Source organism: Actinomadura harenae, from assembly GCF_003696215.1.
GTDB classification, from domain to species: domain Bacteria; phylum Actinomycetota; class Actinomycetes; order Streptosporangiales; family Streptosporangiaceae; genus Spirillospora; species Spirillospora harenae.
On sequence record NZ_RFFG01000005.1, the window covers coordinates 41,179 to 62,547 of the forward strand.

Annotated in this window: 16 protein-coding genes; 10 read left to right on the forward strand and 6 right to left on the reverse strand. The window is 72.2% G+C overall.

Going from position 1 to position 21,369, the window contains the following annotated elements:
• Window positions 1–29 precede the first annotated feature (29 nt).
• Window positions 30–1,361, reverse strand: coding sequence for a deoxyguanosinetriphosphate triphosphohydrolase (locus EBO15_RS04120; RefSeq protein ID WP_122192949.1), 1,332 nt, complete (start codon window positions 1,359–1,361; stop codon window positions 30–32).
• Between the two features lie 146 nt (window positions 1,362–1,507).
• Here EBO15_RS04120 and EBO15_RS04125 point away from each other — a divergent pair, with 146 nt between their 5' ends.
• Window positions 1,508–3,085 carry a M48 family metallopeptidase gene (locus EBO15_RS04125; RefSeq protein WP_122192950.1) on the forward strand — a complete coding sequence of 526 codons (1,578 nt, stop codon included), beginning with the start codon at window positions 1,508–1,510 and terminating at the stop codon, window positions 3,083–3,085.
• Window positions 3,086–3,094: 9 nt separating this feature from the next.
• On the opposite strand, the gene EBO15_RS04130 is transcribed toward EBO15_RS04125, so the two are convergent.
• Window positions 3,095–3,898 carry a YdcF family protein gene (locus tag EBO15_RS04130; RefSeq protein WP_122192951.1) on the reverse strand — a complete coding sequence of 268 codons (804 nt, stop codon included), beginning with the start codon at window positions 3,896–3,898 and terminating at the stop codon, window positions 3,095–3,097.
• A 147-nt stretch (window positions 3,899–4,045) separates the two neighbouring features.
• Window positions 4,046–6,736: a pyruvate, phosphate dikinase gene (gene ppdK, locus EBO15_RS04135; RefSeq protein ID WP_122192952.1), complete on the reverse strand. Its 2,691-nt coding sequence runs from the start codon at window positions 6,734–6,736 to the stop codon at window positions 4,046–4,048.
• Window positions 6,737–7,118: 382 nt separating this feature from the next.
• Here ppdK and EBO15_RS04140 point away from each other — a divergent pair, with 382 nt between their 5' ends.
• Window positions 7,119–9,005, forward strand: a complete 1,887-nt coding sequence (locus tag EBO15_RS04140; RefSeq protein ID WP_233615927.1) for a glycoside hydrolase family 15 protein — start codon at window positions 7,119–7,121, stop codon at window positions 9,003–9,005.
• 79 nt (window positions 9,006–9,084) lie between these two features.
• Here the strand turns inward: EBO15_RS04140 and EBO15_RS04145 are convergent, their stop codons facing one another.
• Window positions 9,085–10,929, reverse strand: coding sequence for a bifunctional metallophosphatase/5'-nucleotidase (locus tag EBO15_RS04145; RefSeq protein ID WP_122192953.1), 1,845 nt, complete (start codon window positions 10,927–10,929; stop codon window positions 9,085–9,087).
• A gap of 330 nt (window positions 10,930–11,259) precedes the next feature.
• Between EBO15_RS04145 and EBO15_RS04150 the strand changes: the two genes are divergently transcribed.
• Entirely contained in the window at window positions 11,260–11,943 is a 684-nt protein-coding gene (locus EBO15_RS04150; protein WP_147481373.1) for a hypothetical protein, read from the forward strand.
• A 125-nt stretch (window positions 11,944–12,068) separates the two neighbouring features.
• Here EBO15_RS04150 and EBO15_RS04155 read toward each other — a convergent pair whose 3' ends face one another.
• Window positions 12,069–13,436 (reverse strand): glycine--tRNA ligase, encoded by a 1,368-nt coding sequence (locus EBO15_RS04155; RefSeq protein ID WP_122193037.1) that lies wholly within the window; start codon window positions 13,434–13,436, stop codon window positions 12,069–12,071.
• Between the two features lie 253 nt (window positions 13,437–13,689).
• Entirely contained in the window at window positions 13,690–15,111 is a 1,422-nt protein-coding gene (locus EBO15_RS04160; RefSeq protein WP_147481374.1) for a DUF1906 domain-containing protein, read from the reverse strand.
• A 136-nt stretch (window positions 15,112–15,247) separates the two neighbouring features.
• Here EBO15_RS04160 and EBO15_RS04165 point away from each other — a divergent pair, with 136 nt between their 5' ends.
• The 7 genes from EBO15_RS04165 (at window position 15,248) to EBO15_RS04195 (ending at window position 21,341) form a co-directional block, all read left to right on the forward strand.
• The gene (locus EBO15_RS04165) at window positions 15,248–15,526 is read left to right on the forward strand and encodes an antibiotic biosynthesis monooxygenase family protein (RefSeq protein WP_122192956.1); all 279 of its coding nucleotides are present in this window, start codon (window positions 15,248–15,250) and stop codon (window positions 15,524–15,526) included.
• A gap of 141 nt (window positions 15,527–15,667) precedes the next feature.
• Window positions 15,668–16,606 (forward strand): metal ABC transporter substrate-binding protein, encoded by a 939-nt coding sequence (locus EBO15_RS04170; protein ID WP_233615928.1) that lies wholly within the window; start codon window positions 15,668–15,670, stop codon window positions 16,604–16,606.
• Window positions 16,607–16,623: 17 nt separating this feature from the next.
• Window positions 16,624–17,322, forward strand: a complete 699-nt coding sequence (locus tag EBO15_RS04175) for a metal ABC transporter ATP-binding protein (RefSeq protein ID WP_122193039.1) — start codon at window positions 16,624–16,626, stop codon at window positions 17,320–17,322.
• The gene (locus EBO15_RS04180) at window positions 17,319–18,263 is read left to right on the forward strand and encodes a metal ABC transporter permease (RefSeq protein WP_122192957.1); all 945 of its coding nucleotides are present in this window, start codon (window positions 17,319–17,321) and stop codon (window positions 18,261–18,263) included. The genes EBO15_RS04175 and EBO15_RS04180 overlap by 4 nt, the downstream gene beginning before the upstream one ends.
• A complete protein-coding gene (locus EBO15_RS04185) occupies window positions 18,260–18,658 on the forward strand; it encodes a Fur family transcriptional regulator (protein ID WP_122192958.1) in 399 nt (132 codons plus the stop codon). The genes EBO15_RS04180 and EBO15_RS04185 overlap by 4 nt, the downstream gene beginning before the upstream one ends.
• Window positions 18,659–18,927: 269 nt before the next feature.
• Window positions 18,928–20,532, forward strand: a complete 1,605-nt coding sequence (locus EBO15_RS04190; protein WP_122192959.1) for a M4 family metallopeptidase — start codon at window positions 18,928–18,930, stop codon at window positions 20,530–20,532.
• A gap of 194 nt (window positions 20,533–20,726) precedes the next feature.
• Window positions 20,727–21,341 carry a hypothetical protein gene (locus EBO15_RS04195; RefSeq protein WP_199744319.1) on the forward strand — a complete coding sequence of 205 codons (615 nt, stop codon included), beginning with the start codon at window positions 20,727–20,729 and terminating at the stop codon, window positions 21,339–21,341.
• Window positions 21,342–21,369: the final 28 nt, after the last annotated feature.

The window sequence follows — 21,369 nt, forward strand, 5'->3', positions numbered from 1 at the left end:
GCTCCCGGACACGGGCCGTCCCTCTCTGACTACGCCGACTCCCCTCCGGAGACAAGGGCACGATGGCGGGCGACCGCGGAGGTGTCGGTGAGGGACGCGATCTGGTCGACGACGGCGCGCAGCCGCCCGGCGTCGTCGGACGCGGCCTCGAACGCCTCGCGGAAGACCGGGTCGAGGGTGCCCGGGGCCCCCGCGACCATGCGCTCCGCCAGCTCCATGATCAGTTCGCGCTGGCGGGCGCGCTCGGTCTCGTGGCTGATCCAGACGTGGTGCGCGGTGATGCCCTTGAGCACGGCGCACTCCAGCCGCTGCGCGCGCGGGACGATGAGGTCGGCCGCGTACCGGCTCAGCGGACGGTCGCCGTAGGCGGCGCGCGTCTCCTCCTCGGCCGCGACGCAGAACCGTCCGATCAGGGAGCTCGTCAGGTTCTTCAGTGCGGCGAGCGCCCGCGTGGACCCGTCGTAGCGGTCCGGCCAGTACGGCTCGGCGAGCAGGTCGGTGAACCGCGCCTCGAGTTCCGCGACGTCCGCGACCACCGGCTGCGCCCTGCGCGCGGGCAGGCCGTGCCCGTGCACCCCGGACATACCGGTGCCGGACGGATCGCCGGGCGCCGCCGAGCAGTACAGCTTCACCGCGGTCTCGCACACCAGGCGCAGCTCGGCCGGATCGGCGAGCAGTGCGAAGTCGATGTGCCCGGCGACCAGCGCGTCCTCCAGGTCGTGGACGGAGTAGGCGACGTCGTCGCTCCAGTCCATGACCTGGGCCTCGAAGCACGCGCGGCCCTCCGGCGCGTCCTCGCGGACCCACCTCGCGTACGCGCGGTCGTCCTCGTAGACGCCGTACTTGCCGTTCACCGCGTCGGCCCGCGTCCACGGGTACTTCATCGCGGCGTCGAGCGCGGCGCGGGTCAGGTTCAGGCCGACGCTGCCCCCGTCCGGGGCGAACGACTTCGGCTCGAGCCGGGTCAGGACGCGCAGGCTCTGCGCGTTCCCCTCGAAGCCGCCGCAGTCGCGGGCCACGACGTCGAGGGCGACCTCGCCGTTGTGCCCGAAGGGCGGATGGCCGATGTCGTGCGACAGGCACGCCGTCTCGACGAGGTCCGGATCGCAGCCGAGGGACTTGCCGAGCTCCCGTCCGACCTGGGCGCATTCGAGGGAGTGGGTCAGGCGGGTGCGCAGGATCTGCGGGCTGCCCGCGGGGTCGGGTTCGCCGGGCGACGCGACCTGGGTCTTGGCGGCCAGCCGGCGCAGCGCCGCGCTGTGCAGCACGCGCGCCCGGTCGCGCTCGAAGGCGGTGCGGTCACGGCGTTTGGGCGGCTCGGGGGCCCGGCGCGCACGATCGAAGTCGGTGTATACGCTCATCTCCTCCCAGCGTACGCACCGCACCTCGAACCCGCCGACGCGACCATCGACCCCCTACCACCGAGGCGAGGGCAAATGACCGCAAGTCGAAGGAAATCGGCCGCCAGCCGACGCCACCCGTCCACGAACCTGCCGGGGTGCGGCGCATGACCACCACGCTGCGCGCGATCCTCGCGCTCACCCTCCTCGCCGGCTTCTACCTGCTGGTCGGGCTCATCCTCGCGGTCGCCGTGGCCGCCGACGCGCTCTACCTCACCCACCCGTCGCACCTCGCCGCGCTCAAGGGCGTGATCGTGCTGACCGTCGCGGCGCTCGCGCTGCTGCGCGCCCTGTTCATGGTCGGCCGCAAGAAGGACGGCGACGACGCCTACGGACGGATCGTCTCCCCGCAGGAGGAGCCGGAGCTGTGGCAGGAGGTCACCGCGCTCGCCGGGGCCGTCGGCACCGCCCCGCCGGACGAGATCCGGCTCGTCCCGGACGTGAACGCCGCCGTCATGGAGGAGACGTCCTGGCTCGGCCTGCGCGCCAGGCACCGGCGGATGTTCATCGGGCTGCCGCTGCTCGGACTGCTCAGCCGGTCCGAGCTCGCCTCCGTCCTCGGGCACGAACTCGGCCACTACAGCGGCTCGCACACCCGCCTCGGCCAGCCCACCTACCGCGGACGCGTCGCACTCATCCGGACCGTCGGCGGCCTCGGCAACCACCCCTTCGTCCAGCGGCTGTTCGTCTGGTACGCCAAGCTCTACTTCCGCATCTCCGAGGCCGTGTCACGCCGCCAGGAACTCGAGGCGGACGAGTTCGCCGTGAAGATCGCCGGACGGCGGGCCGCGTCCGAGGCGCTGACGAAGGTGCACATCGCGGGCGCCGCGTGGGGGGCGTACGGGTCGGAGTACCTGCCACTGATCGGGCCCGCCAAGGCCCGTCCGACCGAGCTGTACGGGGGCCTGCGGCACCTGCTGAACGGCCAGCGCGAACGGTTCCTGAACGAGGCGAACAGCGCCGAGACGTCCCCGTACGACTCCCACCCGAGCCTGCCGGACCGGCTCGCCGCGATCTCCCGGCTGCCCGAGAGCCCCGTCCACGTGGACGGACGGCCCGCCGCGACCGTCCTGCGCGACCCGGCCGGCGCCGAGCGCGCCATCGAGGCGGACCTCTGGTCGGACGAGGCGCGCGCCCTCCCCGCCGTCCCCTGGGAGGAGCTCGCCGCCCGCGCCCTGTACAACGGGGCCAACGCCGAGGCGGTCAGCGACCTGCTCGTGGCGGCGCAGCGGATCAACGGCGCGCCCGAGCCGACCCTCGGCGGGGCGTTCGCCGCCGTCGCCGCCGGACGGATCGGCGAGCTGGCCGCCGGGCTCCGCGACCTCGGCTGGCAGGGCAACGGCGACGACCCCGCCCTGGTCGAGAACGTGCTGGTCCGCGCGGTTCAGGGCGTCCTGGTCGAGACCCGCCGGGCGCGCTGGATCCTGTCCTGGGAGGGCCCGATCACGCTGCGGGACGCGTCCGGCGCGGAGGTCGAGGTCAAGGACGCCGTCTCCCACGTCATCGCGAACCCGGCGGCGTCCGGCGAGCTGCGCGCCCTGCTGGAGCGCTACGGCGTCCCGGCGGAACACCGTCCCGCCCTCCTGGCCGCCCAGGCCCAGGGGCCGTACCGGCAGGCGCCCCACCCGCAGGGGCCGTACCCGGCGACGCAGCAGGGGCCGTACCCGCAGGGGCCGCCCCGCTAGGACGGCGGGTCAGCGGCCGGGCGAGGCGGTCGGGGAGACCGTGGTGCCGGGATTGTCCGGGACGACGCCCTTGATCGTCTCGTCTGGGGTGTGGACGCTCCGGCCGAGCAGGACGTAGGAGAGGTATCCGCCGGTCTCGCGGACGATGTAGTGGTACTGGGTGTCGCGGGTCTGGACGCTCGGGCCGCTGCGGGTCGGCGAGCCGGCGGGGCTGATGCCGTTGTCGGACGCCATCCGCTTGGCCCGCAGCTCGTGCCACGGGTCGGTGACGATCACGCCGGAGTGCAGGCCCAGACGGCGGTACTCGGCGCCGACGGCCTTGAAGCTCTCCAGCGTGTCGCGGCCCACCGGGACGGAGACGACCTTGTCGGCCGGCACGCCGCCGACCCGGACCAGCCAGCGGCGGCCGGAGTCGGCCTCGGTGAAGTTGTCGCCGGGCGCCTTGCCGCCGACCGTGACGATGCGCGGCGCGACGCCCTGCTTGTAGAGCTCCAGGGCGTGCTGGAGCCGCCACTTGAGGGTCGGCGACGGGACGCCGTTGTACTGCGCCGCGCCCAGCACGATGATCGCGTCCGAGCGGGGCCGCTCGTCCTGCCGGGCCTGGTACCAGACGCGGAGGCCGACGGTGAGCGGGGTCACCACCACGGTCCCGACGAGGGCGGCGACCACCCCGACGGTGACCACGAACCAGCGCGGACGGGGCCTGCGCCGTTTGCGTCCGCGCGCGTTGCCGCGCCCGCTCCCGGTCTCCTCGTCGTGGGCCTCGGTCTCGAAGTCCGGCTCGTTCTCCGGCACGTGCAGTTCCCTCGTCATCGCACCTGACACGCTAGTTAGACGACGCCGGAGAAGCGAACGGTTCGCCCGGCCCGCCAGGTATCGAAACCGGACGGACCGGGCGCGAGATCATCCCGGTGCGGCGCCCCCCGGGACATGCCCCGGGACGAGCCCCTGGACGAGGGGTCAGCGGCTGTCGCTGCCCGCCGTCTCGATGGCCGCGCGGCCCGCCTCGAGCCGCGCGACGGGCACGCGGAACGGCGAGCAGGACACGTAGTCCAGCCCCACCTCGTGGCAGAAGTGGACCGAGTCGGGGTCGCCGCCGTGCTCGCCGCAGATGCCGAGCTTCAGGCCCGGACGTGTCGCCCGGCCCTCCTCGACGGCGATCCGGACGAGCCGTCCGACGCCCTCGCGGTCCAGCGTCTCGAAGGGCGAGACGCCGAAGATGCCCAGTTCCAGGTACCGCGAGAAGAACGCGGCCTCCACGTCGTCCCGGGAGAAGCCCCAGGTCATCTGGGTGAGGTCGTTGGTGCCGAAGGAGAAGAACTCGGCCGCCTCGGCGATCTGCCCGGCGGTGAGCGCGGCCCGCGGGACCTCGATCATGGTGCCGATCAGCGCCGGGACGTCCACGCCGGTCGTCTCGGCGACCGCGCGCAGGATGCCCTCGGCCTCCTCGCGGACGGACTCCAGCTCCTGCACCGCGCCGACGAGCGGGATCATGATCTCGGGGCGGGGGTCCCCGCCGGCGGCGCGCCGGGCTGCGGCGGCCTCGGCGATCGCCCTCACCTGCATGGCGAAAAGCCCCGGAATCACCAAACCGAGCCGCACTCCGCGCAGTCCGAGCATAGGGTTCTGCTCGTGCAGCCGGGTCACGGCCTCCAGCAGGCGGCGGTCCTGCGGATCGGCGTCCGCTCCGGCGAGCGCCACCTTCACCGACAGCTCGGTGAGGTCGGGAAGGAACTCGTGCAGCGGGGGGTCGATGAGCCGGATCGTGACCGGCAGCCCGTCCATGGCCTCGAAGATCCCCTCGAAGTCCGCGCGCTGCAGCGGCTCCAGAGCGTCGAGGGCGGTCTGCCGCTCCTCGTCGGTCCCGGCGAGGATCAGCTTCTCGACCAGCTGCCGCCGGTCGCCGAGGAACATGTGCTCGGTGCGGCACAGGCCGATGCCCTGCGCGCCGAACCGGCGGGCGCGGGCGGCGTCCTCGGGGTTGTCGGCGTTCGCCCGGACGCTCATCCGCGCCTTGGCGTCGGCGTGAGCCATGAGGCGGTCGACGGCGTGGACCAGCTCGTCCCCGCCGGTGGCGGGCAGCCGCCCCTCGAAGTACTGGACGACCGGGGAGTCCTCGACCGGGACCTCGCCCAGGTAGACCAGGCCGCTGGTGCCGTCGATGGAGATGACGTCGCCCTCGGTGACGACCACGCCGCCGGGGGCGGTGAACCGGCCCGCGCGGACGTCGACGTCGAGCTCCTCGGCGCCGCAGACGCAGGTCTTGCCCATGCCGCGGGCGACGACGGCGGCGTGCGAGGTCTTGCCGCCGCGGGAGGTGAGGACGCCGCGCGCGGCGACCATGCCCGCCAGGTCGTCGGGGTTGGTCTCGCGCCGGACGAGGATGACGTCCTCGCCCCTCTCCGCGGCGGCGACGGCGGCGTCGCTGCTGAACACGGCCTTGCCGACGGCGGCGCCCGGCGAGGCGTTCATGCCCCGGGTGAGCTTCCGGGCGTCCCCGGCGGCGGAGGTGTCGAAGCGGGGGAACATCAGGTTGGCGAGCTGGTCGCCGGTGACGCGGGAGGCGGCCTCGTCGGCGTCGATGAGTCCCTGGTCGAGCAGCTGGCAGGCGATGCGGAACGCCGCGGCGGCGGTCCGCTTGCCCACCCGGGTCTGGAGCATCCACAGCTTGCCGCGCTCGATCGTGAACTCGATGTCGCACATGTCGCGGTAGTGGTTCTCCAGCGTCTCCATGATCTCGAGCAGCCGGTCGTAGGAGCTCTTGTCGATCCGCTCCAGCTCGGTCAGCGGGACGGTGTTGCGGATGCCCGCCACCACGTCCTCGCCCTGCGCGTTCTGCAGGTAGTCGCCGTAGACGCCCTGGTGGCCGGACGCGGGGTCGCGGGTGAAGGCGACGCCGGTTCCCGAGTCCATGCCGAGGTTGCCGAACACCATCGAGCAGATGTTGACGGCGGTGCCGAGGTCGACCGGGATCCGCTCCTGCCGCCGGTAGAGGATGGCGCGCGGGGCGTTCCAGGAGTCGAAGACCGCGAGCGTGGCGAGGTTCATCTGCTCGCGCGGGTCGGTCGGGAAGTCGCGCCCGGTCCCGTCCTTGACGATCTTCTTGAACGTCTGGACGAGGGCGCGGACGTCGGCGGCGTCGAGGTCGACGTCGTTGGTGACGCCCTTGACGCGCTTGGCCTCTTCGAGGGCGTCCTCGAACAGCTCGCCGTCGAGGTCGAGGACGGTCTTGCCGAACATCTGGATCAGCCGGCGGTAGGAGTCCCAGGCGAACCGCTCGTCGCCCGCCTGCGCGGCCAGGCCCGCGACGGAGTCGTCGTTCAGGCCGATGTTGAGGACGGTCTCCATCATGCCCGGCATGGAGAACTTGGCCCCGGAGCGGACGCTGACCAGGAGCGGGTCGTCCGGCTGGCCGAGCTTCTTGCCCATCGCCGTCTCCAGCGCGGTCAGGTGCTCGTCGATCTCGATCTCGAGCCCCTCGGGGAGGGTGCCGTGCTCGAGGTAGTACCTGCAGGACTCGGTCGTGATCGTGAAGCCGGGCGGCACGGGCAGCCCGAGATTGGTCATCTCGGCCAGGTTGGCGCCCTTGCCTCCCAGCAGATCCTTGAGGTCCTTGTTGCCCTCTGTGAAGTCGTACACGAACTTCGGCACGGGGAGCTCCTTCTCGCTCCGGTTCCACCCAACGACAGCGCTCGGTCTCCCGCACCCGGCCCGCCCGCGATGTCAATAAATGATCGCGTTTGTCCGGGCACTAGAAGCTTCGCCCTGTTTGCGGGGACTGTACCCGCGCAAGCGGCACCCGCTCGCCGCCCGTCGCCACGGCGCGCATTTTCCCAGGTCAGGAGCATTGTAATGGCCTATACCAATGGCGACGGAGCAGACCTCCCCGGTGGGAACCCCCACCAACGCCCGGCCCGTCCGGCGGGCGCACCGGGCCCGTCCCGGCCCCCGGACGGCATGACCGAGCCGACCCGGCCCATGGCCGGGTCATTGCCGAGGGGAGGGAATGATGGATCACAGAGGAGGTGAGGCCGTGAGGCCGAAGGTCGCCGGTGGGCGAGCGGGAGAACCGTTCGCTCCGATCGCCGACTACGGGTTCCTGTCGGACTGCGAGACGACCGCGCTGGTCGCGCCCAGCGGGAACATCGAGTGGATGTGCCTGCCCAAGATGGACTCGCCCAGCGTGTTCGGCTCCATCCTCGACAGGGACGCCGGATATTTCCGGGTCGGCCCCGCGGGCGTCGAGGTGCCCGCCGCCCAGCGCTACATCCCCGGCACGATGGTGATGGAGACCACGTGGTGGGTGCACGGGGGCTGGCTCGTGGTGACCGACGCCCTGCTCATGGGCCCGTGGCACCACGAGGACGAACGGTCCCACACCCACCGCAGGGCCCCCACCGACTACGACGCCGACCACGTCCTGCTCCGCATGGTGCGCTGCGTCAACGGGCAGGCCCAGGTCCGGCTCGACTGCATGCCCGTGTTCGACTACGGCCAGTCCCCCGCCCGCTGGGAGCACTCCGGCGTGGGCTACCACGAGGCCGTCGCGCGCGGGAACGGCGTCGCGCTGCGCCTGACCACCGACATGAACGTCGGGTTCGAGGGCTCGCTCGCCACGTCCCGGACGCTGCTCAAGCAGGGCGACGCCCGGTTCGTCGCGCTGTCCTGGAGCGAGCACGAGCCGCCCGCCACCTACGAGGACGCGCACGAGCGGCTCGTCTGGACCGTCCACCACTGGCAGCACTGGCTGGACCGGGGCCGGTTCCCCGACCACCCCTGGCGCAGCCACCTCCAGCGCAGCGCGCTGACGCTGAAGGGGCTGACGTTCGCGCCGTCCGGGGCGGTCGCGGCGGCGGCGACGACCTCGCTGCCCGAGACGCCCGGCGGCGAGCGGAACTGGGACTACCGCTACACCTGGATCCGCGACTCGACGATGGCCCTGTGGGCGTTCTACACGCTGGGCTACGACTGGGAGGCCAACGACTTCTTCTACTTCATCACCGACGTCGCCGAGGCCGCCGAGGGCAAGCTCCAGATCATGTACGGCCTGGACGGCCGGGAGGAGCTGCCCGAGTCCACGCTCGACCACCTCAGCGGGTACGACGGCGCCCGCCCGGTGCGCATCGGCAACGAGGCGTACGTCCAGAACCAGCACGACGTGTGGGGCGCGATCATCGGATCGGTCTACATGTTCGTGCGCAAGCGCGACCGGCTGGACGACCGGCTCTGGAAGATCGTCGTCAAGCAGGTCGAGGACGCCCTGGACAACTGGCGCCAGCCGGACGCCGGGATGTGGGAGGTGCGCGGCGAGCCGCAGCACTTCACCTCGTCCAAGCTGTTCTGCTGGGTCGCGGCCGACCGCGGCGCGCGGCTCGCCCGGATCCGCGGCGACCACGACCGGGCCCGGCGCTGGCAGGCGGCCGCCGACGAGATCCACGCCGACGTCCTCGCGCACGCGCTGGACGACCGGGGCGTGTTCGTCGCGCACTACGGCGCCACCTCGCTGGACGCCTCGTCCCTGCTGATCCCGCTGCTGGGCTTCCTGCCGCCGGACGACAAGCGGGTCCGCGAGACGGTGCTCGCCATCGCCGACGAGCTGTCCGAGGACGACCTGGTGCTGCGGTACCGGGCCGCCGAGACCGACGACGGCTTCGACTCGGAGGAGGGCACCTTCACGATCTGCTCGTTCTGGCTGGTCAGCGCCCTGGTGATGATCGGCGAAGTGGAACGCGCCAAGGCCCTGTGCGAGAAGCTGCTGAGCTACGCCAGCCCGCTGCAGCTGTACGCCGAGGAGATCGACCCGCACACCGGGCGGCACCTGGGGAACTTCCCGCAGGCGTTCACCCACCTGGCGCTGATCAACGCCGTGATGCAGGTCATCCAGGCCGAGCAGCGCGAGAGCGAGCCGGGACTCGTCTGATCGCAGGGTGAGGGCCGGGGCGGACGTCAGCGTCCACCCCGGCCCTTCGCTCGTCCGGACCGTCCGAAAGCGCCCGGGGTCAGCCGGTGACGCGGTCGAGCGGGGCGGGCGTGAGGACGGAGTGGGCCCGCAGGTAGGCGACGAACGCCTCATGGTCGGGCCTGGCGTTGCGGTAGGGGTCGGTGAAGCCGGTCAGCGCCGGGTAGCCGTCCGCGCCGATCAGCGTGTAGGCGAGCGCCGCGACCCGGTAGGTGCGCGCGGGATCGAGCGGCCTTCCGTCGATGAGGACGTCCTTGGCGTCCACGCGGTCGCCCTCCGGACGGCTCGCGTCGTACCGGTACCGGACGTTCCCGGAGACCGCCAGCGGCGCGAACCCGCCCTTCTGCCACTGCTGCTCGAGCGCCTGGTGGATCTTCTCGCCGGTCAGGCCCACCGTGAGGATCGGGTTGCCGTAGCCGTAGGCGCGCCACGCCTCGCCGTAGGTGATCCGGCCGTCGGCGTCCCCGGGGGACGTGCCCTTGGCGAAGGGCAGGTCGGCGGCGAGGGGCGTGCTGCCGGTGGCGGGCTTGGCGGCGACGAGCGCGAGGTCGGCGCGTCCGGACCTGTTCTGCCCGGCCTCCCACAGCTGGACGTCGGCGGCGAGGTCGCCGAGGGTGCTCTCGCCGTGGGCGTTCGCGGCGCGCGTGAGGTCGCCGGTCTGGGCGGCGAGCGGTTCGGCGGCGCGGCGGTTCCCGCGGTCCGTCCAGTAGTCGGCGATGCGCTTGACCTCGGGGTCGGGCGCGATGTCGCGGGTGACCGGGTGGTTCACCGCCGTCGTCGCGGACCGGTCCACCTCGCCCGAGCGCGGGTCGAGTCTCAGGTCGATCTCGCTGATCAGCCGCCCGTGGTTGAGGCCCTCGATGACCGGACGGGGGTTGCCCGCCGGGTCGGGCAGCGAGCAGTTGAAGCCCGCGTGCCAGTGCCCGGTCACGATCGCGTCGATGTCCGGGGACGCCTGCCTGGCGAAGTCGACGACCGGCCCGGTCGGGTTGACGCAGGCGTTGAAGCCGCCCGCGGCCGTCCCGCCGTCGTGGACGTTCGCCACGATCGCCCGGACGCCGCGTCTCCGCAGCTCGGCGGCGTACCTGTTCGCCGTCTCCAGCAGCGGCAGCGAGCGCAGGCCGGGCTGGTAGGACGTGCTGCCGACCGGCGCGTCCGGAACGGTCAGGTTGATGAACCCGACGGGCAGCCGCCTGCCGTTCGCGCCGCGCACCCACTCGATCGTGTACGGCTTCAGGATGGGCTTGCCGGTGCGCGCGTCGACGATGTTGCCCGTGGAGAACGGGAAGTCCGCGCCGTGGAAGCGGCGGCCGGTCGAGTCGGTGTAGCAGGTGTCCACGTCGCGCTGCCCGAACCCGGCGCAGCGGCCCTTCATCATGTGGTCCTTGAGGTAGGACGGCGAGACGTCCAGCTCGTGGTTGCCCACCGTGGAGAACCGGACGCCCAGCTTGTTCAGCACCTCGACGGTCGGCTCGTCGCCGAACGCGTCCACCTCGAAGGGCCAGCCGCTGAAGTTGTCCCCGGCGGAGAACAGGATCGAGTTGGCCCGGCCCGCGCTCAGGCGCTTGAGGTGCGCAGCGTTGTAGGCGGCGCCGCCGACGCTCAGCTTCGTGCCGTCCGGCAGCTGGACCTGCCCGTTCGCGGCGTCGTTGTACGGCTGGAGGTAGCCGTGGAAGTCGGTGATCGACAGGAGCTGGACGTCCACGGGGGCGGGGGCGGCGAGGGCCGGGGCGGCCTGGAACGTTCCGAGGGCCGCGGCGGCCGCCAGTGGCGCCGCGAGGACGGCCCGCCGCGCCGTGCGGCGTCCCGGCCAGGGGGATCGGGGTGACCGGGGTGAACGCTGTGCCGGCGTGAGCCGCGTGGTCCTCCGTCGTGACGGTCGCATGTGCCGTGTCCGTTTCGTCGGGTGCGGGGGTACGGCACAGCAGATGATCATCCGGAGATGACGCGCGTCCCACGCCGGAACCGACGGCGCGTGAACACCGGACGGGACGCGGGACGACACCCGGCACAGGCGCCGATGGCAGCGCAGGGAGCGATGGCGGCGCAGGGGCCGATGGCGGCGCAACCGCCCAACCCTTCACCGTAACCCGACTTGGAATGTGAAGGACTGTCAGCTTCTGGCCATAACAAGCTCGGTCAACCTCCTTTGCGCGCGCCGTAGATGAAGTTACTTTCGCGTTGCCCACCCCGTAACCGGACAAAGGAGCCTCCGGTGGCACAAATCAGGAAGTCATTCATCATGGGCGCGGCGGCCGTCGCGCTCGTAGCCGGCTCCGCGACCGCCGCGTCGGCGGCCGGAACCGGCATCCACTCGGGCTCGGCGACCGGGCCCCTCTTCACCGGGAACGTCCAGGCGTCGCTGCTCGGAACCGCGTCCGTCACCACCTCGCTCGGCGGCGGATCCTGCAACCAGTCCACGATGACGGGCTCGGTGAACTCCGACGGCACCGGAGTGAAGATCACCGGCGCGTCGTTCACCAACAACCCCGGCCCGTCCTGCCCGGGCGGCGGCGGCAGCGTCGCCGTGAGCGCGCAGGGCCTGCCCTGGACCGGCGGGAACGTCACCTACGACTCCGCCCACACCGGCGGACGCGACGCCAGCATGACCATCGCCGGGTTCAAGGTGAAGGCCGTCGCCAGCATCCTCGGCGGCATCACCTGCTACTACGGCGGCAGCGTCACCGCCAACGGGTTCAACGCCGACAACGCGTCGCGGCCCGTCACCACCGTCAGCCAGGCCGAGATCCAGCTGAACAACGTCACGGTGAACGTCCAGTCCGGCGGCAGCTTCCTCTGCCCGTCGACGGCCACCGTCTCGGCCACCTACCAGCTCCTGGGCGAGAGCTCGCCCGGTTCCGGCACCTACAACCAGCAGCTGTGGGTCGAGAGCTCCTGACCCGCCCCACGTGAGTCCCGCGCCGGCGCGTCCACCCCGCCTCGTTCCCCAGGCGCCCGGCGCAACGTGAAGGGGCCGTCTCCCCGGGAGGGAGACGGCCCCTGTCACGTTCGGGCGCCTCGGCGTCAGCAGCCGACGAGCTGGGCGGCGAGGAACGACTCGACCTGGCTCAGCGAGATGCGCTCCTGGCTCATCGTGTCCCGCTCACGGACGGTCACCGCGTCGTCCTCAAGGGTGTCGAAGTCGACGGTGACGCAGAACGGGGTGCCGATCTCGTCCTGGCGGCGGTAGCGGCGGCCGATCGCGCCCGCGTCGTCGAACTCGACGTTCCAGTTCTTGCGGAGCTGGGCGGCCAGGTCACGCGCCTTCGGCGACAGGTCGGCGTTCCGGGACAGCGGCAGGACGGCCACCTTGACCGGGGCGAGCCGCCGGTCGAGCCGCATGACCGTGCGCTTCTCCAGCTTGCCCTTGGCGTTCGGGGCCTCGTCCTCGGCGTAGGCGTCCATCATGAACGTCAGCGTGCAGCGGTCGACGCCCGCCGCGGGCTCGATCACGTACGGGACGAACTTCTCGCCGGCGTCCTGGTCGAAGAACGACAGGTCCTGACCGGACGCCTTGGCGTGCGTGGACAGGTCGAAGTCGGTGCGGTTCGCGACGCCCTCGAGCTCGCCCCACTCCTTGCCGGAGAAGCCGAAGCGGTACTCGATGTCGACGGTCCGCTTGGAGTAGTGGGACAGCTTGTCCTTCGGGTGCTCGAAGAGCCGCAGGTTCTCCTTCTTGATGCCGAGGTCGGAGTACCACTGGAACCGCTGGTCGATCCAGTACTGGTGCCACTCCTCGTCGCTGCCCGGCTTGACGAAGAACTCCATCTCCATCTGCTCGAACTCGCGGGTGCGGAAGATGAAGTTGCCCGGCGTGATCTCGTTGCGGAACGACTTGCCGATCTGGCCGATGCCGAACGGGATCTTGCGGCGGGACGCCTGCTGGACGTTCAGGTAGTTGATGAAGATGCCCTGCGCGGTCTCCGGGCGCAGGTAGGCCAGGCCCGACTCGTCCTCGATCGCGCCGAGGTAGGTGCGGAGCATGCCGTTGAACATCTTCGGCTCGGTGAACGCGCCCTTGACGCCGCAGTTCGGGCAGGTGACGTCGGCCAGGCCGTTCGGCGGCTCCTGGCCGTGCTTCTCCTCGTACGCCTCGGTCAGGTGGTCGGCGCGGAACCGCTTGTGGCAGGACTGGCACTCGGTCAGCGGGTCGACGAACTCGCGGACGTGGCCGCTGGCCTCCCAGACCTCGCGGGCCAGGATCACCGAGGAGTCGAGGCCGACGACGTCGTCGCGGCCCTGCACGACCGACTTCCACCACTGGCGCTTGACGTTGTTCTTCAGCTCGACGCCGAGCGGGCCGTAGTCCCAGGAGGAGCGCAGTCCGCCGTAGATCTCGCTGGACGGGAACACCAGGCCCCGCCGCTTGCTGAGATTGATGATCGTGTCCATCACGTCGTTACGGCGTGCCATGGCTGTTCTCCATCCGGCTGGCGGTCGGCGGGTGAGTTCGTCACGCGCCCTGCCGGTCGGACTTCCGTCGGACGGAGGGCGACGCGTGATCCCCGTTGATCGTGCTCAGGCTGCTGCGTTCTCTTCGCGGAGCGGTGCTCCGGGCAGCCCTCCCCAGCTTAGGGCACCCGGAACGGCGGCCGAACTCGATATCCGGGCACCCGATACCGGTCCGATGCCGGAGCGTTCCGGTTCAGTAGACCCGGCCGTCCACGGCGTTGCTGTCCACATAGAGGGTCACGCCGCCGTGCCGCTCCTTGTGGTCGCCTCTGTACTGCTTGATCCGGCGATGCGGGTGCCACCAGGAGTTGGGCAGATAACGGCTTCCATAGACGCGGGCTTTACCGTCCCAGTGGGCGAACCAGATCGACGGGGGCTTCACGATGCCCTTGGCTCTGCCTAGATCACGGATCCCGGATTTCGCGCTGCTGTAGACGCCTGCCGAGTAGGCGCGATGGCTCAGGGAGGTCGTCCACGACTGGAGGAACCGCAGGACGGCGGAACGGCACCACGCCTTATGGTCGTACGCCTCCATGTCGTAGTAGATCGGCATGCTCTTGGGGATGCCGAGCGCGCGCGCACGAGCCACGGCGTCCACAGCCGCCGAACGGCCCTCCTGCGCGGACTTCTTGGTGCTGAAGCGGGCCATGTGCCCGGTACAGGGCGCCTGCGGCCCCACATAGGTGGGGATCAAGCGGTATCCCATCTTCCGGACGGCCCTGACCCATCGCGCGTTCAGGTGCGGCTGCGCGCATCCGCGCGCGACTCCGCCGATGTACACGTTGGTCACCGAGTACGCCCCGCGCCAGGCCTTCATCGCCCTGAGGGACGGCGCGGCGCAGGCGTCGAAGCCGCGCCCGGTCACCCAGACCCGCGGCGCCGCCCGGCGTCCCGCCGGTCTCGCCGACCGCTTCCGGGACCCGTGTCCCCGGTGTTTCCCCGCCCCTGGCCGCTTCCGGTGCCTCCTCGGCCCCGGCCGCTCGCGCACCCAGGCCGTCCGGGAGGCGGACGCGTCGCCGGTCCAGGCGGTCGTCCAGGCTGTCGTCCAGGCGGCCGTCCAGGCGGGGGTGAGGCGGGTCGCCCGCAGGACGTCGCGGAGGGCCTCCGGGTGGCCGCCGTACAGGCCGGTGATCGTGACGCCAGCCTCCGGCAGCGGGACGCGGACGACGCCGTTCCGCCCGTGGGGCAGCGCGAGCGAGGCCAGCCGGTCGGCGCGCAGCGGACCCCGCCGCTCGGCCGAGGCGGCGGGACGGCTCCGGGGCCGGATGATCACGGCCTCGGCTCCGCCGATCACCCGCGCCGGGCACGACGTCTGCTCCCCCGGCGTCCCGAGGTAGATCGCGCGGCGGTCCAGCCTGACGCAGGTCCCCGGCTCGGCGTCCAGCCGGTGCACCTCCCACCCGCTCGGCACCGGCACGATCACGCCCCGGTACGCCACCACGCCCCGGTACGCCCCGCGCCTTGCGCCCCAGGCCGGCCCCGGGACCGGCGCGGTGGCGGGCGGCGTGGCGCGCGGGACGACGGGGTCGGCGGCGGCATGGCCGATGACCAGGGAGGAGACGGCGGTCAGCGCCGCGAGGCCCGGCGCGGCGATCGGCACGGCACCTGGACGCACGTCGGTCCCCTCCCCGTGAGCGCCCGCGGGCCGCGAGCGGCGCGAACCCTCATGATCACGTCCGGGGGCGGACCGGCCACGGGGCACGCCGGGGGTTTCCCCGATCTTGGCCGCGGCGGGCTGGGAGGATGGCCCGATGATCGCGATCACCCGGTTCCGGGTCTCCTCCGAGCGCGCCGAGACCTTCGCCGCCGAGATGGCGGCCGTCCTGTCCGACCTGGCCGCCGGGCCGGGGCACCGCGCGGGACGGCTCGCCCGCACCGTGGACGACCCGGAGCTCTGGGCGCTGATCACCGAGTGGGACGGCGCGGGCTTCTACCGCCGCGCCCTGGGCGCCCCCGGCATCCGGATGCGCCTGATCCCCCTCGCCGCGATGGCGATCGACGAGCCCGGCGCCTACGAGGAGGTCCTCTGAGCGGCCCCCTGAGCAGGCTCTGAGCAGGCTCTGAGCGGACCCTGAACGCGGGGCCGGACCGGGCACCGGCGTGCCTGTTGCGTCCGCCACATCCGTGATGACGGTTTTGACAACCGTTTTCATTTTGTCCAGACTTGGGGCGTGCTCACGATCCGTTCCTCCCGGCGCGCCCCGCGTCGCGCGCTCCCCCTCGCCGCCGTCGTCCTCGCCGGCGCCCTCGGCCTGTCCGCCTGCGGTTCGGGGGACGGCGGGAGCGGCGGGCGCACCAAGGTCGTCGCCGGCTTCTACCCGATGGCGTGGCTCGCCGAGAAGATCGGCGGCGACACCGTCAAGATCGAGACGCTGACCAAGCCCGGCGCCGAGCCGCACGACCTCGAACTCACCCCGCGGCAGATCGCCGACGTGCAGAGCTCCGACCTCACCCTGTACATCAAGGGCGTCCAGCCCGCCGTGGACGACGCGGTGGCCAAGCGCGCCAAGCACAAGTCGTTCGACGCCGTGACCGCCGTCACAACCCTCCCCGCCCACGACCTGGGCGAGGAGGAGGGCCACGGCCACGCCGACTACGACCCGCACGTCTGGGTCGACCCCGGGCGCATGGCCGCCATCGCCCAGGCCGTCGGCGACCGCCTCGCCACCGCCGACCCCGCGCACGCGGCCGACTACCGGCCCCGCACGGACGCGCTGGTCAAGCAGATCAAGGACCTGGACACCGCGTTCCAGAACGGCCTGAAGACCTGCAAGCGCCGGACGATCGTCACCTCGCACGCCGCGTTCGGCTACCTGGCCGACCACTACGGCCTCACCCAGGTCCCGATCGCGGGCGTCGACCCGGGCTCCGAGCCGTCCCCGAAGCGGCTGGCGCAGCTCACCGACGAGATCCGGAAGACCGGGGCGACCACCGTCTTCACCGAGACGCTCGTCAGCCCGAAGGTCGCCGACGCGCTGGCCCGGGAGGCGGGCGTGCGGACGGCCGTCCTCGACCCGGTCGAGGGCGTGAAGCCCGGCTCGTCCGACGACTACCTGTCGGTGCTGCACCGCGACCTCGACACCCTCCGTCCCGCCCTGGAGTGCTCGTGACCCCGTCCCCCTTCGCGATGACCGGCGGACGCGTCCGCCTGGACGGCCGGGAGGTGCTCGCCGGTGTCGACCTCAGCGTCGGCGCGGGCGACGTCCTGGCCCTCACCGGGCCGAACGGCTCGGGCAAGTCGACGCTGGTCCGGGCCCTGCTCGGGCTGCTGCCGCTCAGCGGCGGGCGCACCGAGATCTACGGACGGATCCCGTCCCGCTTCCGCGACTGGGGCCGGATCGGGTACGTCCCGCAGCGGCTCCCGATGGGCGGGGGCGTCCCGGCGACCGTCCGCGAGGTGGTCGCGTCCGGGCGCACCGCCCGCCAGTCCCGCTGGCGGCCCGCGTCGGCGGCCGACCGGGCCGCCGTCGACCACGCGATCGAGGCCGTCGGCCTCACCGGGCGCGCCCGCGACTCCGCGCACCTGCTCTCCGGCGGCCAGCAGCAGCGGGTGCTCATCGCCCGCGCGCTGGCGGGCGAGCCCGACGCGATCGTCATGGACGAGCCGAACGCCGGGGTGGACGCCGGGAACCAGGAGGCCCTGGCCCGGACCCTCGGGACGCTGACCGGCGAGGGCCGCACGGTGCTGCTCGTCCTGCACGAGCTCGGCCCGCTGGAGCCGCTGATCACCCGGACCGTCCGGCTGGAGGGCGGCCGGATCGCCGCCGAGACCCGCCTGCGCACCGCGCCGCGGGCCGCCGAACAGACCGCGGGGAGCCCGGCGTGAGCGACGTCCTGTCCTACGACTTCATGCGGATCGCGCTGGCGATGGCGGTCCTCATCGGGCTGACGGCGCCCGCGATCGGCACCTTCATCGTCCAGCGGAAGCTGTCGCTGCTCGGCGACGGCATCGGGCACATCGCGCTGACCGGCATCGGGCTCGGGCTGCTCACGGGCACGTCCCCGATCCTGGGCGCGCTCGTGGTGACCGTGCTGGGCGCGCTCGCGATCGAGCTGCTGCGCGCGCGCAGCCGCAGCGGCGGGGACGTCGCGCTCGCGCTGCTGTTCTACGGCGGGCTCGCGGGCGGCGCGCTGCTCACCCAGGCGCAGAGCGGCGGCAGCAGCCTCCAGTCCTACCTGTTCGGCTCGATCAGCAGCGTGACCATGGGCGACCTGTACGTGGTCGCCGGGCTCGCGGTCGCTGTGCTCGCCATCGTGGTCGTGTTCGGCCGCGACCTGTTCCTTCTCTGCCAGGACGAGGAGCTCGCCCGCGCGGCCGGGCTGCGGGTCCGGTTCCTGTCGGTGCTGATCGCGGTGACCGCCGCGGTGACCGTGGTGATCGCGATGCGCGCGGTCGGCCTGCTGCTGGTCGGAGCCCTGATGATCATCCCCGTGGCGGCCGCGCAGCAGCTGGCCCGGGGCTTCCGGGCGACGATGCTGACGGCCATGGTGATCGGTGTACTGTCGGCGGTGTCGGGGCTGTTGAGCTCGTTCCAGTACGATCTTCAGCCGGGCCCGTCGATCGTGCTGCTCGCCCTCGCGGTGTTCCTCGCCGCGGTCGTCGCCGGCGCGGCGCTGCGACGGCGCAGGGCGGTCGTGACCCGGCCGGGGCCCGGAAGGGCGGCGGACGGAGACCCGGGCGCGGCGGTGGAGACCGCGCCGGGAACGACAGGGGGCGCGGCGGCCCGCGCCCGCGTGGAGCCCGAGGCGGAGGTGCTCGGAGGATGACCAGGGGAAGCACGACGTCCCGGCAGAACGCGGTGCGCGAGGCGCTCTCGGACTGCGCGGGGTTTCGCAGCGCGCAGGACATCTACGCCGACCTGCGCGCCGACGGCTCCAAGATCGGCCTGACCACGGTCTACCGGGCGCTGCAGGCGCTGTGCGACGCCGGTCAGGTGGACGTGCTGCGCACCGACGAGGGCGAGGCCGTCTACCGCGCCTGCCGCTCCGAGGAGCACCACCACCACCTGGTCTGCCGCGACTGCGGCCGGACGGTCGAGGTGGCCGGTCCCGCCGTGGAGCGCTGGGCGGACGCCGTCGCCGACGAGCACGGCTTCAGCGACATCACGCACACCGTGGAGATCTTCGGCCGCTGCGCCGACTGCACCGCCGCCACCGAGTAGCCCGCCCCGTTCTCACCCCCCGCACACGTCGCCCGTCACCCGCACGCGTCGCTCGCCGTTCGCATGCGTCGCTCCCCCGCTCCCCCGCTCGCGCGGACGCCGTGGGTGCGGGGGTTCACCGGTGCCGCATTGAGAACATCCGTGCCGGTTTTTGACACTTTTCGCCAGATATTCCGAATACCTCTCATGTCATAAATGTCCCCATAGCCAGGGCGGGTCCGACGGTCGGGCCCTCGGGGGAGCCATGGCGCTCGCATGAGAGGGCGTTCATGAGAAACTCCCCCCGCCTGATGGCCGGTGCCGCGCTGCTCGCCGCGCCGCTCGCCGCCGCCGTCCCCTCCGCCGCCTCTGCCGCTCCCACCCCCACCGCGCCCGTCCCCTCGGTCGCCGCGGCCCGCGCGCTCGGCGCCACCGAGTCCCACGCGGGCGACCTCAAGGCGTCGTCGGACCAGAGGTTCCAGGTCGTCGGCGTGACGGTCGACCGGGACGGGACGTCCCACACCCGCATGGTCCGGACGGTCGGGAACCTGCCCGTGCTCGGCGGCGACGTGGTCGTCCACCAGAGCCCGTCCGGCACGTACGAGGGGACGAGCCTGACCCTGCGGTCACGGCCGAACCCGACCGCGCCGAAGGTCTCCGCCGCGAAGGCGAAGAAGGCGGCCGCCGCGAAGCACTACACGCTGCGCGACAACGGGACGCTGGTCGTCGAGGCCCGCACGGCCGACCACCGGCCGCGCCTGGCCTGGCGCTTCCAGACCTCGGGGAAGAAGGCCGACGGCACGCCCAGCCGCGTCTACACCTCGGTGGACGCGCTGACCGGCGCGGTGCTGTTCCGCGAGGAGACGATCAAGACCGACGCGGGCGACGGCCAGGGCCTGTACTCGGGGACGGTCCCGCTCCAGCTCACCAAGTCCGGCACGTCCTACCAGATGAAGGACCCGACGCGCGGCGGCACCTACACGGGCGACGCGCAGAACCAGGCGGACCTCTGCTTCTTCGGCTTCTGCGTGTTCCGCGCCCCGACGAACGTGTTCACGTCGACCACGACGCACTTCGGCGACGGGACGAACACCAACCGCGCCTCGGCGGGCGTGGACGCGCAGTACGGCACGGACGAGACCTGGGACTTCTACAAGGACGTCTTCGGCCGCACCGGCATCAAGGGCGACGGCAAGGGCTCGTCCAACCGCGTCCACTACGACAACAACTACGCCAACGCGTTCTGGGACGACTCGTGCTTCTGCATGACCTACGGCGACGGTGACGGCACGCAGCTCGCGCCGCTGACCGCCCTGGACGTCGCGGCGCACGAGATGACCCACGGCGTGACCAGCGCGACCGCGAACCTCACCTACAGCGGGGAGTCCGGCGGGCTGAACGAGGCGACGTCCGACATCATGGCGGCGGCCGTCGAGTTCTACGCGAACAACCCGTCCGAGCAGGGGAACTACCTGGTCGGCGAGCGGGTCGTCCTGCCCGGCTTCGGCAGCCCGGCGCTCCGCTTCATGGACAAGCCGAGCCGGGACGGCAAGTCGCCCGACTTCTGGTCCTCCAGCCTGGGGAACCTGGACGTGCACTACTCGTCCGGCGTCGCCAACCACTTCTACTACCTGCTGTCCGAGGGCAGCGGCGCGAAGACGATCAACGGCGTCTCCTACAACAGCCCGACCTCCGACGGCTCCACCCTCAGCGGCATCGGCCGGGACGCGGCGACGCGCATCTGGTACCGCGCGCTGACCACGTACATGACGTCCGGCACGGACTACAAGGCCGCGCGGGCCGCCACGCTGAACGCCGCCAAGGACCTGTACGGCTTGGGCAGCGCCCAGTACAACGCCGTCGCCGCCACCTGGACGGCCGTGAACGTCAACTAGTCCGCGGATCCGCACGCCGCGATCCCCGGAACCCCGGAACCCCGAGACCCCGTGTCCCCTCCCTCAGGACACGGGGTCTCACCGTCGCGCCCGGCAGGCAGACCGATTCGGCATGGCTCCCGGCGAGCCGGGCGGGCAAAGTGGTCAACTGCGTCAAACAAGAAACAACAGGCTTCGCCCCCAAGGAGACCCCCATGCTCCTTACCCGGCCGACCCGACGCACGCCGCCCGTCCTCGTCACGGCCTGCGCGGCCGTCCTCGCCGCCGCCACCGCCTGCGGGACCTCCAGTTCCACCGCCGGCACGACCGGCTCCGACTCGTCCCCCAGGCCCGGCAGGTCCGCCTCCAGCGGTCCGGCGGCCGTCTCGACGCGCGCGCCCGGCTCCTGCCACGCGTCCAGCCTCGACCCGGCCACCACGCACCCGGACCCGAACTGCACGCCGGGCGCGACCAACCCCGACGTCACGCAGGCCGACATCCACCAGACCGTCTGCGTCGCGGGCTACACCCAGAAGATCCGCCCGCCGGTGTCGTACACCAACGCGCTCAAGAAACAGCAGATCATCGAGTACGGCTACAAGGACACGACGATGTCCCGCTACGAGGAGGACCACTTCATCCCGCTGTCGATCGGTGGCGATCCGACCGACCCGCGCAACCTCTGGCCCGAGCCGGGCGCGTCCCCGAACCCCAAGGACCAGGTCGAGTTCGCGCTCTACAAGGCCCTGTGCGCCGGGAGGATCACCCTCGCCGCCGCGCAGAAGGCGATCACCACCGACTGGACCACCGCCGGGAGCCTCGCCCACTGATCACCCGATCCGCCGACGCGACCGGTGC

Excerpts from the sequence above, each read along its gene's own strand:
- EBO15_RS04190 (WP_122192959.1), top strand. The coding sequence starts at position 18,928 with ATGAGAAACTCCCCCCGCCTGATGGCCGGTGCCGCGCTGCTCGCCGCG.
- EBO15_RS04155 (WP_122193037.1), bottom strand. The coding sequence starts at position 13,436 with ATGGACACGATCATCAATCTCAGCAAGCGGCGGGGCCTGGTGTTCCCG.
- EBO15_RS04120 (WP_122192949.1), bottom strand. The coding sequence starts at position 1,361 with ATGAGCGTATACACCGACTTCGATCGTGCGCGCCGGGCCCCCGAGCCG.
- EBO15_RS04165 (WP_122192956.1), top strand. The coding sequence starts at position 15,248 with ATGATCGCGATCACCCGGTTCCGGGTCTCCTCCGAGCGCGCCGAGACC.
- EBO15_RS04145 (WP_122192953.1), bottom strand. The coding sequence starts at position 10,929 with ATGCGACCGTCACGACGGAGGACCACGCGGCTCACGCCGGCACAGCGT.
- EBO15_RS04175 (WP_122193039.1), top strand. The coding sequence starts at position 16,624 with ATGACCGGCGGACGCGTCCGCCTGGACGGCCGGGAGGTGCTCGCCGGT.
- EBO15_RS04185 (WP_122192958.1), top strand. The coding sequence starts at position 18,260 with ATGACCAGGGGAAGCACGACGTCCCGGCAGAACGCGGTGCGCGAGGCG.
- EBO15_RS04130 (WP_122192951.1), bottom strand. The coding sequence starts at position 3,898 with ATGACGAGGGAACTGCACGTGCCGGAGAACGAGCCGGACTTCGAGACC.
- EBO15_RS04125 (WP_122192950.1), top strand. The coding sequence starts at position 1,508 with ATGACCACCACGCTGCGCGCGATCCTCGCGCTCACCCTCCTCGCCGGC.
- EBO15_RS04195 (WP_199744319.1), top strand. The coding sequence starts at position 20,727 with ATGCTCCTTACCCGGCCGACCCGACGCACGCCGCCCGTCCTCGTCACG.